Origin of the sequence: Streptomyces sp. NPDC006551 (assembly GCF_040611675.1) — a bacterium.
Classification (GTDB): domain Bacteria; phylum Actinomycetota; class Actinomycetes; order Streptomycetales; family Streptomycetaceae; genus Streptomyces.
The window spans coordinates 1-12,014 of sequence record NZ_JBEXOT010000018.1; the positions used below are offsets into that span (position 1 = coordinate 1).

9 protein-coding genes are annotated in these 12,014 nt (G+C 74.2%); 3 read left to right on the forward strand and 6 right to left on the reverse strand.

From position 1 onward, the window contains the following. The 3 genes from ABZY12_RS17940 to ABZY12_RS17950 form a co-directional block, all read left to right on the forward strand. On the forward strand, nt 1–165 hold a 165-nt coding region (locus tag ABZY12_RS17940), incomplete at its 5' end, for a proprotein convertase P-domain-containing protein (RefSeq protein ID WP_356891485.1). A gap of 73 nt (nt 166–238) precedes the next feature. Continuing rightward, the gene (locus ABZY12_RS17945) at nt 239–904 is read left to right on the forward strand and encodes a response regulator transcription factor (RefSeq protein ID WP_356891278.1); all 666 of its coding nucleotides are present in this window, start codon (nt 239–241) and stop codon (nt 902–904) included. After that, the gene (locus tag ABZY12_RS17950; protein ID WP_356891280.1) at nt 897–2,435 is read left to right on the forward strand and encodes a histidine kinase; all 1,539 of its coding nucleotides are present in this window, start codon (nt 897–899) and stop codon (nt 2,433–2,435) included. The genes ABZY12_RS17945 and ABZY12_RS17950 overlap by 8 nt, the downstream gene beginning before the upstream one ends. Before the next feature lie 12 nt (nt 2,436–2,447). Here the strand turns inward: ABZY12_RS17950 and glgP are convergent, their stop codons facing one another. The 6 genes from glgP to ABZY12_RS17980 all read right to left on the reverse strand — a co-directional run bounded on the left by glgP (nt 2,448) and on the right by ABZY12_RS17980 (nt 11,978). Next, the gene (glgP, locus tag ABZY12_RS17955) at nt 2,448–5,030 is read right to left on the reverse strand and encodes an alpha-glucan family phosphorylase (protein WP_356891282.1); all 2,583 of its coding nucleotides are present in this window, start codon (nt 5,028–5,030) and stop codon (nt 2,448–2,450) included. Nucleotides 5,031–5,171: 141 nt separating this feature from the next. Further along, complete coding sequence (locus ABZY12_RS17960) at nt 5,172–6,602, reverse strand: FAD-dependent monooxygenase (RefSeq protein ID WP_356891284.1); 1,431 nt, start codon at nt 6,600–6,602, stop codon at nt 5,172–5,174. 11 nt (nt 6,603–6,613) lie between these two features. Next, nucleotides 6,614–7,750, reverse strand: a complete 1,137-nt coding sequence (locus ABZY12_RS17965) for a monodechloroaminopyrrolnitrin synthase PrnB family protein (protein WP_356891286.1) — start codon at nt 7,748–7,750, stop codon at nt 6,614–6,616. A gap of 151 nt (nt 7,751–7,901) precedes the next feature. Further along, nucleotides 7,902–9,356 (reverse strand): MFS transporter, encoded by a 1,455-nt coding sequence (locus ABZY12_RS17970; RefSeq protein WP_356891288.1) that lies wholly within the window; start codon nt 9,354–9,356, stop codon nt 7,902–7,904. 11 nt (nt 9,357–9,367) lie between these two features. Further along, nucleotides 9,368–10,837: a 4-hydroxyphenylacetate 3-hydroxylase N-terminal domain-containing protein gene (locus ABZY12_RS17975; protein ID WP_356891290.1), complete on the reverse strand. Its 1,470-nt coding sequence runs from the start codon at nt 10,835–10,837 to the stop codon at nt 9,368–9,370. 151 nt (nt 10,838–10,988) lie between these two features. Beyond that, on the reverse strand, nt 10,989–11,978 hold the full coding sequence (locus tag ABZY12_RS17980) for an AraC family transcriptional regulator (protein WP_356891292.1): 990 nt from the start codon (nt 11,976–11,978) through the stop codon (nt 10,989–10,991). Between the last annotated feature and the right edge of the window lie 36 nt (nt 11,979–12,014).

Sequence of the window (12,014 nt, forward strand, 5' to 3'; positions counted from 1 at the left end):
AACCTCAAGCCGTTCTCGTCCTCCGACTCGGCCGACAACGTGAAGGCCACCTACACCGTCAACGCCTCCAGCGAGGTCGCCAACGGCGCCTGGAAGCTCCGCGTCCAGGACAGGGCCGCCCAGGACACCGGCTACATCAACGGCTTCAAGCTCACGTTCCCGTAAGCACGGTGCGTCGCGACCGCCCGGAGGGACTCGTCCCTCCGGGCGGTCGCGCGTCCGCATAGGGTTGCGCCTCATGATCAGGGTGCTTCTCGCGGACGACGAGACGATGATCCGGGCCGGTGTGAAGGCCATCCTCACCACCGACCCCGGGATCGACGTCGTCGCCGAGGCCGGGGACGGGCGCGAGGCCGTGGAGCTCGCGCGACGGCACCGGCCGGACGTCGTCCTGCTCGACATCCGGATGCCCCGGCTCGACGGGCTCGGGGCGGCGGAGGAGCTGCGCACCGCCGTGCCGGAGTCGGCCGTCGTCATGCTGACGACGTTCTCCGAGGACGCGTACATCGCACGGGCGCTCGGCGGCGGGGTGAGCGGGTTCCTGCTGAAGTCCGGCGATCCACGGGAGCTCATCGCGGGCGTCCGGGCCGTGGCGGAGGGCGCGGCGTTCCTCTCCCCCGTCGTCGCCCGCCGGGTCCTCGACACCCTCGGCGGCGAACGCCTCTCCCGCGCCGCTCGGGCCCGGGCCCTGCTGGAGCCGCTGACCGGCCGCGAGCGGGAGGTGGTGGCGCTGGTGGGCGCCGGGCTCTCGAACGCGGAGATCGCGGCGCGGCTGTTCGTCGTCGAGAGCACGGTCAAGGCGCATGTGAGCGCGGTCCTGGCCCGTCTGGAGCTGCGCAACCGGGTGCGGCTCGCGGTCCTCGCGTACGAGGCGGGTCTGGTGCCGGAGGCGCCCGATGCGTGAGCGGCTCTTCGACCTGGGCCTGTGGGTGCTGCTCAGCGTCCCGGTCCTGCTGCGCTCCGATCCGAACGACGGTGGGTCCTGGGCGCGGGTGGCGGCCGGGGTGGCGGTTCTCGGGGTGTGCGTGGCGGCCGGCCGGCGCCGGCCGCTGGCGCCGGTCGGCATCACGGTCGGGGCGAGCCTGGCCGCCTCCCTGGAGCTGTACACCGCCTCGTACACCCTCGCGCTGATCGCCTTCGGCTATCTGGCCGGGCGGCGCCAGGAGCACACCCGGGCGGCGTTGTGGCTGTTCGGGGCCGTGGCGGCGGTGGGGCTGCTCCTGACCCGGCTGACCAGCGCCTCGCTCGGCCAGTGGTTCACGCTGCTGCTGGTGCTGGCGCTCGCGGTCGTGGCGCCGTGGCTGATCGGCCGTTACGTACGGCAGTACGACCGGCTCGTCCGGAGCGGCTGGGAACTGGCCGACCGGATGGAACGCGAGCAGGCGGCCGTCGCCGACCGCGAACGCCTGAGGGAACGCTCGCGCATCGCGGGAGACATGCACGACTCGCTCGGTCACGACCTGGCGCTGATCGCGATCCGCGCGGGTGCCCTGGAGGTGGCGCCCGGCCTGGACGCCGACCAGCGGCGGGCGGCGGGCGAACTGCGCCGCGCGGCGGGCGAGGCGACGTCCCGCCTGCGGGACATCATCGGCGTCCTGCGCACGGAGGACACCCCGGCCCCGACGGCCCCGCCGGACGAGCCGGTCGAGGAGATGGTCGCGCGGGCGAGGGCCTCGGGGCTCGCGGTGGCACTGACGGTACGCGGCGAAGGCCGGGACGCCGGGGAGGAGCCCCGGCCGGCCATGGCCGGCCGGGCGCTGCACCGGGTGGTGCAGGAGGCGCTGACCAACGCGGCGAAGCACGCGCCGGGGGCGGCCGTGGAGGTGCGGATCACGCACACCGACGAGGCCGTCGAGGTGCGGGTCGTCAACGGTCCCCCCGTCCCGGGCGGGGCCGGGACGGACGGACTCGCGTCCGGCGGCGCGGGGCTCGTGGGGCTCGATGAGCGGGTGCGGCTCGCCGGCGGGGTGCTGCGGCACGGGGGCACGGACGACGGGGGTTTCGAGGTGAGCGCCGTCCTTCCGACACGCCCGCCCGGGCCCGCGGCCGCCGCGCCTCCCGCCGCGCCGACTTCCGCGCGGGAGCTGGACCGGGCGCGGCGGCAGGTGCGCAAGGGCCTCGCCCAGGCGATCTGGATCCCGCTCGCCCTGCTCGCCGCGCTGGCACTGCTCATGGGCGCGGTCGGCCTGTACACGCAGGCCCAGTCGTATCTGGAGCCGGAGGAGTACGCGGACATCCGGCTGGGACAGTCCCGTGCCGAGGTCGGTGAACGGCTGCCCGCCCGCCCCCTGGACGGCCCGCCGCGGCGGGCCCCCGCCGAGCCGCCCAGGAAGGACGAGTGCCTCTACTACCGGACGACGCTGCTCGCGGCGATCCCGGTCTACCGGCTCTGCTTCACCGACGGTCGCCTCACCGACCGGGCGAAGCTGGGCTGACCCGGCCGCGGGTCAGCGCATCAGCACGCCCGCTCCCTCCGCCACCGCGTCCGTCGGCCAGGTCACCAGACCCGGCTCCGCCGCCGAGGCGAGCCGCGGATGGGAGGGCAGGACGCGGACCGTGCAGCCGAAGGGGCCGGTGCGGTCGAGGACCAGGGAGCCCTCGTAGATCCGCCGGCCCTCCAGGTCGGGGCCGCCGCCCGCCGCCGGTTTCAGGGCGCACACCCGGGGGTCGGCGAGGGTGTCGTCGGGGGTGACGCGGCCGGTGACCGCCTGGACCTCCACGTCGTCCGGCCGCAGTTCGCCGAGCGACACCCCCACCCGCACCGCGAGCGTCGCGCCGAGCTCGGCGTCGCCGAGGTCCTCGCCGAGCTCGCCGACCTCCACGTGGTGGACGGCGACCTTCGGCCAGGCGGCCCGCACCCGGGCCTTCCAGTGGGCCAGTTCCCGTGCCGCCTCGCCGTCGAGCGCGCGGTGCGCCGCCGCGGCGGGGGCGTACAGCCGCTCCACGTACTCGCGGACCATCCGGTCGGCGAGCACCTTCGGCCCGAGGTCGCCCAGCGTCCTGCGGACCATCGCGGTCCAGCGGGCCGGTACGCCGTCCGGGCCGCGGTCGTAGAAGCGCGGTGCGACCCGCCGCTCGACGAGTTCGTAGAGCGCGGCCGCCTCCAGGTCGTCGCGGCGCTCCTCGTCGGCCGCCGCCGCCCCGTCCGCGGTCGGGATGGCCCAGCCGAAGTCGGGATCGAACCACTCGTCCCACCAGCCGTCCAGGACGGAGAGGTTGAGGCAGCCGTTGAGGGCCGCCTTCATCCCGCTGGTCCCGCACGCCTCCAGCGGCCGCAGCGGGTTGTTGAGCCAGACGTCGCAGCCGGGGTAGAGCTTGCGGGCCATGGCCATGCCGTAGTCGGGCAGGAACACGATCCGGTGCCGCACCCGGGGGTCGTCGGCGAAGCGCACGAGCTCCTGCACGAGCCGCTTCCCGCCGTCGTCGGCGGGGTGCGCCTTGCCGGCCACGACGAGCTGGACCGGCCGTTCGGGGTGGAGCAGCAGGGCCCGCAGCCGGTCCGGGTCGCGCAGCATCAGCGTGAGCCGTTTGTACGAGGGGACCCGGCGGGCGAACCCGATGGTGAGGACGTCGGGGTCGAGGACGGAGTCGGTCCAGCCGAGTTCGGCGGCTCCGGCGCCCCGCTGCCGCCAGGAGGCCCGCAGCCGTTCCCGTACCTCCGTGACCAGCTGTTCGCGCAGGGTGCGGCGGAGCTCCCACAGTTCACGGTCGTCGGCGTCGGGGCGCAGCCGGCCGACCTCGGGCGCTGTCCAGGTCGGGGCGTGGACGCCGTTGGTGACGGAGCCGATCGGTACCTCGTCCGGGTCGAAGCCGGGCCAGAGCCCGGCGAACATCTGGCGGCTGACGCCTCCGTGGAGGGTGGAGACGCCGTTGGCCCGCTGGGCCAGGCGCAGCCCCATGGCGGCCATGTTGAAGAGTCCCGGTTCGCCGCCGAGCGGGGTCTCGTCGCCGAGGGCGAGGATCCGGCCCACGTCCAGGCCGGGGAGTTCACCGTCGTCGCCGAGGTGGCGGGCGACGAGGCCGCGCTCGAAGCGGTCGATGCCGGCGGGGACGGGCGTGTGGGTGGTGAAGACGGTCCCCGCGCGGACGGCCTCCAGGGCGGCTTCGAAGCCGATGCCCCGGCCCGCCAGTTCGCGGATGCGTTCGAGGCCGAGGAAGCCGGCGTGGCCTTCGTTGGTGTGGAAGACCTCGGGCGCCGGGGTGCCGGTGAGCCGGCAGTACGCGCGGACGGCCCGGACGCCGCCGATGCCGAGGAGCATCTCCTGGAGGAGCCGGTGCTCGCTCCCGCCGCCGTACAGGCGGTCGGTGACGTTCCGTTCGCCGGGGGCGTTCTCCTCGACGTCCGAGTCGAGCAGCAGCAGCGGGACCCGGCCGACCTGCGCGGTCCAGATGTGGGCGTGCAGAGTGCGGCCGCCGGGCAGGGCGAGGGTGACCGTGGCGGGGGCGCCGTCGGTGTCGCGGAGCAGGCAGAGCGGCAGCTCGCCGGGGTCGAGGACGGGGTAGTGCTCCAGCTGCCAGCCCTCACGGGAGAGGGACTGGCGGAAGTAGCCGTGCCGGTAGAGCAGTCCGACGCCGATCAGCGGGACGCCGAGGTCGCTGGCGGCCTTGAGGTGGTCGCCGGCGAGGATGCCCAGGCCGCCGGAGTACTGCGGCAGGGCGGCGGTGACGCCGAACTCGGGCGAGAAGTAGGCGATCGACGCGGGCAGCCCACCGTGTTGTTCCTGGTGCTCCTGGTACCAGCGGGGGGCGTGCAGATAGTGGTCGAGGTCCTCGGCCGCGGCCCGCAGCCTGTCCAGGAACTCCTGGTCGGCGGCGAGCGCGGCGAGACGGGCGGCGGAGACGGAGCCGAGCAGCCGGACGGGGTCGCCGTCGTCGGTGCGGTGGTCTGCCGGGGCCGCGGGGGCCATGGAGTTGAAGAGCTCACGGGTCGGCTCGTGCCAGGACCAGCGCAGGTTGCGCGCCAGGTCGGTGAGCGGTCGAAGGGTGTCGGGGAGGACGGGGCGCACGGTGAATCGACGGATTGCCTTCACGTGTTCCACCTTCGCAGGGGAGAGCGGAGCGGGGCGGACGCACCACGCTGTGCGTCGCGCTGTGCCACCCACCGAAGGTAAGCCACCGCCGTCCGTCCGGGCCACGGCGCGCGGGGGTGGTGCCGTGGCCCGGACGGGGCGTCAGCGCGGCGCGCCGACGGAGAGAGCGGGGAGGGCGGCGGACACCGGGCGGCGTGTCCCGTACGGGGAGTCCCGGTTGGCGGATGCCGGGTCGAAGGCACCGGCGGCGGCGTAGCGGGCGGCGATGGCGGCGAGTTCCGGCGCGGGGATCACCTGGCGGATGTCGGTGAAGCCGTCCGGTGCCCGCTGGTGCGCCAGATCGATGACGACCTCGGGCCCGAGCCGCCGGTTGGCCCGCTGCAGGGCCGTCATGGCAGGTCTGCGGTCCTCCTCGTACGCCGCGAGGGCGGCCGCCGGGTCACGGTGGCGGGCCAGCGCGTGGGCGAGGGCGCGGGCGTCGACGATGGACTGGGTGGCTCCGTTGGAGCCGATCGGGTACATCGCGTGGGCCGCGTCGCCGATGAGGGTGGTGCGGCCGTGGGTCCAGCGCGCGAGGGGCTCGCGGTCGACCATGGGGTACTCATGGGCCGACTCGGCGGCCTTCACGATGTCGGGGACGCTGACGCCGCCGAACTCCCACCCTTCGTAGTGGTGCAGGAACGCCTCCACGGGGACGGCGCGGTTCCAGTCGCCCCGGTACTCCTCGCGCCCCCGCTCCTCGGTCGCGTCCCCGGCGGGCCGGGCGAGGGCCCAGTTGACCAGGACCGTGCCGTCCGCTCCCGAGGGCCGGCTCATGGGGTAGACGACGGCCTTCTGCCGGTCGTCCCCGGCGATGAGCATGAAGCCGCCGATGGCTCGGGCCGGTATCCGGGAGACCCCCCGCCACACCAGCTTCCCGTTCCAGGGTGGACTGCCCTCGCCGGGGTTGAGCGCGGCCCGGACCGCCGAGCGGATGCCGTCGGCACCGATCAGCACGTCCGGTTCGAGGGAGGCCCGGCCCCGGGTGGCGCCGTCGCGGTGCTCCAGCTGGATGCGGGGGCGGCCGTCGGGCAGCGTCTCGGCGTGGGTGACGCGGACGCCGCCGATGAGGGCGGCCGGTCCGAGCCGTTCCCGTACCGCGTCGGCCAGGACCTGTTGGAGGTGGGCCCGGTGGACGGAGAGCTGGGGCCAGCGGTAGCCGGCGCCGAGCCCGCGTGGCTCCCGGGATATCAGACCGCCGGAGCGGTGGTAGTAGCGCAGTTCGCGGGTGCGCAGGGCGCCCGCCTCGAGGCGGCCGAGGAGCCCGAGCGCGTCGAGTTCGCGGACGGCGTTGGGCATGAGGTTGAGCCCGGCGCCGACCGGACGGCTGGTCCGGACCGCCTCGACGACGGTGACGCGGTCGAACCCCGCGGCGTGCAGCGCGAGTGCGGCCGTGAGGCCCGCGACGCCGCCGCCGGCGACGACGACATGGAGGGGGCCGGTGCCGGGCAGGTCGCGCCCGCCGTCCGGGTGAACGTCCGGGAGCGGATGCTCCGGGGACGGGGGAACGGTCGTCCGGGACGTGGGGATCATCGGGTACTCCCTCACGCCGCCGACCTCCGAGACCCGGCTACCGGACGGCCGCCCGTCGTCCGGCGCACCATGGTCTCGTTGTCCCTGGTCAGGTCGAGTATCGAGCGCAGCAGGGCGATCGGGGCCCCGCCGCTTCCCTCCTCGTACAGCCGCAGGTCGTCGCGGTATGCCTTGCGGGCGATGCCGATGTGGCGCGCCCGGAAGGTCTTGAGGATCTTGAGCACCCGGGCGAGGGCCTGGGCGGACGCCTCCAGTTGCGGAGGCAGCCGGTCGACGTCCTCCCAGCTGATCGCGGCCGACAGCTTGCTGACGGCGGAGACGCCGCCGATGTGCCGGGCGTGGAAGTCCCGCCAGGACGGCAGGCTGTACTGGACCGACTCGGCGAGGAACGCGTCGTAGTCGGGGTGGGAGCGGTCGCACTGCCACAGCGTCAGATCGACGAGCCAGAGGGGGACCTGCGCGGCCGCCGGGCCGAGGTAGTCGCGCCCCGCGACCTCGATCTCCTCGAAGTAGGGGCGCAGGGTGAGCGCGAAGTACTCCGGGGTGACGTGGGCGACGGTGAAGTCGATGGAGTCGACCATCGACTGGACGTGGTGGGCGGTGCGGTCGAGGGCGACCGCGAAGCCGGGATCGTACGGTTCGAGCCGGGCGACCCGCGCACAGGTGTCGAGTGCGGCGACCAGGCCCGGGAACGCCATCCGGACGGCCTCCTGGAGGTGCCCCTCCATCGGGTGGCCGGTGTACATGCGCTGGCGCGGACCGAGCGGGTTCCAGGTCGTGTAGTGGTGGACGGTGTCCCGGGGCACCATGTCGGTGCGGCGGCCCAGGAGTTCGAGGACGGGCAGGACCTCGGGGACGGCGGCGACCGGCTGGACGCCGTGACGTTTCAGCGAGCCGAGCAGGATGCCGAGGTCGCGCATGGCCGCCAGGGCGGCCTCCACGCTCCATTCGGCGGCCCGGTCCGGGTCGGGGACGAGCGTGCGCAGGGCCACGGTGAGCGCCGGGACGTCGGCGTCGGCGTTCATCGCGGGCAGTGCGGCGAGCAGGGCGTCGGCGCCGAGCGGATCGGCGGCGCGTATGTCGGCGATGCGGTAGCGGGGATCGCCGCGTTCGTCGAGACCGGGCGCGACAAGGTCGTACAGGGTCAAGGGAAAGGCCCCTCTTCGTTGGGCTCGGTTCGCCTCCGGGGCGCTGGGTGCGACTGTCGACGGTCGATCGTGCCCGGCCCCCTCGTTCCTCGGGACCCGTGCGCGTTCTCCCTCGCTACAGCCGCGCGCCCCTTCGGCTCACCGGCCGAGGTCAGATGTGGTCACCCACGTGGTCACCGTGGGTATGCTCGGCCGCCCGGTCCCGGCGCGGTGGCGCCGTCGCGGGGGCGGGCAGGCGCAGGCGCAGGCGTACCGAGAGCAGCGCCGCGACGGCGGCGAAGGCCGCGGCGACGAGGAGCGCGGCTCTGAAGCCGGTGGTCTGAGCCGCTGCTGTGGCAGCGTCGGTACGGGTGGTGGCGATGGCCACCAGAACGGCGAGCCCGAGCACCGAGCCGAACTGCTGGCTGGTGTTGACGAGTCCGGATGCCAGTCCGGTCTCCTCGGGTGCCGCCTCGGCCGTGGCGGCCACATTGGTGGTGACCATGACCAGCGGCAGGGCGAGGCCCAGCAGCAGGCTGGGCGCGAGGACGGTGGTGAAGAAGGTGCCGTCGGCGGTGAGCGCGAGGGCCAGCCACAGGGTGCCGGCGCACAGCAGCGCGAAGCCGAGGGTCGTGGTGCGGGTCAGCCCCAGCCGGAGGATGATCCGGCCGGTCTGCGGGGCGACCGCGACGACGACGAGCGAGAGCGGGAGCAGCCCGAGGCCGCCGCCGAGCGGGGAGTGGCCGAGCACGCTCTGCAGGTAGAGGCTGACCAGGAAGAACATCGGGAACAGCGCCATCTGGGCGAGGGCGCTGAGGGCGTTGGCCAGCCGCACGGCGGGGCGGGCGAGGACGGCGGGTGGTACGAGAGGGACGGCGGCCCGGGTCTCGATGACCGCGAAGGCGGCGAGGAGGACGAGTCCGGCGCCACCCGCGCCGAGGGTCCGGGCGGAGAGCCACCCGGACTCGCCGCCGCCGACGAGCGCGAACGCGACGAGGCCGAGCCCGCCGGTGGCGGTGAGGGCCCCGGCGAGGTCGAAGCGCCCGCCGGTGGACCGCGGCGGCCGGACCGGCGCCCGGGGGAGAGCCGAGCGCGCCGACACGGCGAGCACGGCGGCGGCGACGACGTTGAGCCAGAAGGTCGAGCGCCAGCCGAGGAGGTCGGTGAGGACGCCGCCGAGGACGGTACCGAGGACGCCGCCGAGACCGCCCATCGCGGCGAACGCGCCGAGCGCCTTGTGCCGGGCAGGGCCGTCGGGGAAGAGGGCGAGCAGCAGCGCGAACGCGGCGGCCGCGGCGAGGGCGGCGCCGACGCCCTGGACGGCGCGGGCGGCGATCAGGGCGCTCGCGTTCGGGGCGACCGCGCCGACGGCCGAGGCCGCGGCGAGCAGCCCGATGCCGGCGAGGAAGACCCCGCGGTGGCCGAGGAGATCGGCGGTGCGACCGCCGAGCAGCAGCAGTCCCCCGAAGGTGATGAGGTACGCGTTGGCCACCCAGGAGAGCCCGGCGGAGCCGGAGCCGAGGTCCTCGCCGACCGAGGGCAGCGCGACGTTGACGATCGCGGTGTCCAGGATCAGCAGCAGCTGCGTGGACGCGAGCAGCGCGAGGGCGCCGCGCACGCTGGGCACCCGGCCGGCACTCACCGGCCGGTCCCGGCGGTCGCCCCGGTGGCCGTCGGGCCCGTGGTCGTCCCGAGGTCGTAGCCGTCCAGGCAGGACTGGGCCAGGTTCGCGCAGTCGTCGGCGGCGCCCGCCCAGTTCTGCATCGTCAGATAGACGTGCGGGGCGCCCTGGTAGAAGCGCTCGTACTGCTCGTGGCGGCCGGCGAACTCGGAGCCGAGGGCGTCCCAGGCGAGTTTGAGAAGCTTGAGCCGGTCCTCCGCCGGATGGCCGGGGGTGCGGAAGTACTGCCGGACCAGCGGCCCCAGTTCGGGGTGGAGCAGGTCCCGGCCGCTCGCCGGGGTCTGGATGATCGCGCCGCCCGCGAGGAGCTTGATGTCCTGGACGGCCCGGGGGTACAGCTCGCCGGCCATGATCCGCTGGGCGAAGGAGATCTCCTGGCCGGGCCGCACCCCGCCCCGGCCCCCGTCGACCGGCTCCCATGACGCCTCCGCCGCCAGCACGAACGCCTTGGCCTGGGCGACCATGCCGAGCAGCCGCCCGACGGCCTGGGTGACGGGCGGCAGCTTGTCCGTGCCGTTGGACCGGGTGATGAGGATCGCGAGACCGGTCAGGAACTCCAGTTTGGTCCAGAACCGGGTCGCCGACTGGTGGACGAAGTTGAGGTAGGCCGGGGTCCGCCACCACATCGCGGCGGTCGCGTCCACGTCCCGGTAGGTCAGCACCCGCTCCCACGGTACGAACACGTCGTCGCAGACGAGCAGCGCGTCGTTCTCGTCGTACCGCGAGGAGAGCGGGTGGTCGAAGACGGACCGGGCCCGCTCCTCGTAGGAGGTCCGGGAGATGAGTTTGAGGCCGGGGGTGTCGACCCGTACGGAGAAGGTCAACGCGCGTTCGGTGTCCTCCGGGGCGAGCGGCTCTATGGTGCCGACGAGGATCTCGTCGGCGAACACCGCCCCGGTGCCGATGGTCTTGGCGCCGCGCACCACGATGCCGTCGGCGCGCTCCTCGACGACGCGGACCGTCAGGTCGTCCTCGCCGCGCCCGGAGGCGGGGTCGGTGATGGTGAAGGCGGAGTAGAGCCCGCCCTCGGCGAGCCGGCGGTGGTAGGCGAGGGCGTTGTCGGCGCCGTCGTAGCGGTCGGTGGTGAAGACCTGGGGGGCGGCGGCGAACCCGGCCGCGCCGGAGGCCATGTAGTCGGGGGTACGGCCCAGGAAGCCGTAGCTCGCCTCGGCCCACACCTTGTACGCGTGGCGTCGCGCGACCAGGTCCTCGTAGGAGCGGGGCACGGCGTAGGCGCGGTGCACTCCGCCCTGGACGAGGACCGGGGTCCGCGGGGAGTCGTGGGCGAGGTCGAAGAGACCGGCGAAGGAGGCCGCGGCGGCCCGGAAGGCGGGGTGCGTGGTGACGTCCTTGACCCGCTCTCCGTCCAGCCAGATCTCGCGCCCGTCGCGCAGCGCCTCCAGATACTCCTGCCCGGACCTCGTCACCGCTTATCGCCTCTCCTCGTGTGTGCACGGCCGTCTGGCCGTGACCGAGCCTGTACGGTGCGTGGCGCCGGGGCAATGAACGTCCGTCCAGCGGTCCTTAAGAACCGGCCAGTCAGCTTCCGGTCATGTGGCTTTTGCCCAGATCCCGAGGTCAGGCAGCGTTGTCGTAGCCGGAGCGGTACTCCCCCGGTGTCATGCCGAACCATTTGCGGAAGGCGAGATGGAAGCCGACGGCGCTCTGGTAGCCCACCCGGGGCGGGACGGCGGACTGCGGGATGGAGGTCTCGGCGAGCAGCCGGGCCGCCTCCTGCATCCGCCGGCCGGTGAGGTGGCGGGCGGGTGCCTCGCCGACGAGTTCCCGGAAGGCGGCGGTGAACGCCGAGCGGGACATGCCGACCTCCCGGGCGAGTGAGTCGATGGTCCAGGGCTCGGCGAACCGGGTGGCGATCATGACCAGGGCCCGGCTGATGCCCGGGTGGCGGAGCACGGGCAGCGCGTCGGGGGTGTCGGTGAGCTCGCGCAGCAGCGGGCGCAGGGCGAGCACCAGGGCCATCTCGAAGGCACGCAACGTGATCAGCCGGTCCCCGGGTCCGATCGGCCGGCCGGGGTCGGCGAGCAGCCGCAGGGTGTCGCGGAGCAGCGGCTCGCGGCCGACCTGGGCACCGTCGAGGACCAGCGCCCAGGGCAGCGATTTGTAAAGACCCGTGGCGGCGCTGGCGTCGTAGTGGAGCCCGGCGCACAGCAGACGGCTCTCGGTGCCGGTGCCCTCGATGACGATCTCGCCGGAGGTGCCGGGCTGGCGCTCGGGCAGCACGGCCTTGAGCGGCACGCCCTGCCGGTCGGGCCGGTCGGAGAGCCGGTGGGCGGTGCCGGTGGGGAAGACGATCAGGTCTCCGGCGTGCAGTTCCATGGGCGTCTGCCCCTCGCCGGTGATCCAGCAGCCGCCCTCGACGAGGTAGTGGAGCACGGCACAGCTCTGTTCCGCGTCGCCCTCGATGGCCCAGGGCGCGCGGACGTGCCAGCGGCTGTCGAAGACGCCGGTGAGGCGGAGCGGTTTCAGCAGTTCGCTCAGGAGGTCCTCGCGCTGGTCGTCGAGGCCCTCCCCACGCCGGTCGTCACAGTCGGTTCCCACGGTGTCCATGGACGATCCTTCAACTTCCGCCCCGGTTTGTTAATT

Excerpts from the sequence above, each read along its gene's own strand:
- ABZY12_RS17945 (WP_356891278.1), top strand. The coding sequence starts at position 239 with ATGATCAGGGTGCTTCTCGCGGACGACGAGACGATGATCCGGGCCGGT.
- ABZY12_RS17980 (WP_356891292.1), bottom strand. The coding sequence starts at position 11,978 with ATGGACACCGTGGGAACCGACTGTGACGACCGGCGTGGGGAGGGCCTC.
- ABZY12_RS17950 (WP_356891280.1), top strand. The coding sequence starts at position 897 with ATGCGTGAGCGGCTCTTCGACCTGGGCCTGTGGGTGCTGCTCAGCGTC.
- ABZY12_RS17960 (WP_356891284.1), bottom strand. The coding sequence starts at position 6,602 with ATGATCCCCACGTCCCGGACGACCGTTCCCCCGTCCCCGGAGCATCCG.